Consider the following 738-nt stretch of genomic DNA (forward strand, 5'->3'; position numbering starts at 1 on the left):
TTCAACTGCTACCCCCTGCGGAAGGGGGCCGCCACTCGCCAATCAGCCTCAACGGCACCTACCGGCCGCACATCAAGGCCAACACCGGGCCTTACCTAGGAGTCGTGATTCGCAGCGAGACCGCAGCAACACTCAATCCCGGTGAGAAGGCGCCCGTCCTCCTCGATCTTCCCTACGACATCGACTACAGCGCACTCACAAGTGGCACCACATTCACCATCCTGGAAGGACCCCACACCGTCGGATCAGGCAAGATTAGCTAACGATCCGCGACGACTACGCCGTCCCCGAATACGCAATCACACCACTCAAAGACGACTTACTTCATGCGGGCCCACCAGTTGCCCCCGAAGTCGCGATCGACCGTCTCTTCCGATTCGACAGTTGCTCGGGCGCGTGCAACATTTTCATCGCTGAAACCAGCTCCACGGAACGATGTCCGGGCTTGTTCCAGCAACCAAAGTGCGTCAGCGAGCAACTCGTCTCGCTCGCGATCAGAGCCCACGACCAGCCAAAAGGAGCCCCCTGGAAATCGAGGCATCCCGGTCACTGTCATCACGGAAGTGACCCCACGCCCACTTGTCGCACTCAACATGCGAGCCTCCGCGTCGCGCAATCGCTTCGCGAAGACGGAAGTCTTAGACCGAAACCACACCATCGCCACAGCCTACTGAGGCCCTCGCCGCCGGCTTCGATTACGACGAATACGCCGGTCGGGAATACGCAGGGTCACCACTA

Annotated in this window: 1 protein-coding gene; it reads left to right on the forward strand. The window is 60.0% G+C overall.

All coding sequences use genetic code 11. The annotated features are described in order from the left end of the window. On the forward strand, nt 1-263 hold a 263-nt coding region (locus tag LLS1_RS19445), incomplete at its 5' end, for a hypothetical protein (RefSeq protein ID WP_374758293.1). Nucleotides 264-738 lie beyond the last annotated feature (475 nt).

This window comes from Leifsonia sp. LS1, from assembly GCF_020521355.1.
GTDB lineage: Bacteria > Actinomycetota > Actinomycetes > Actinomycetales > Microbacteriaceae > Leifsonia.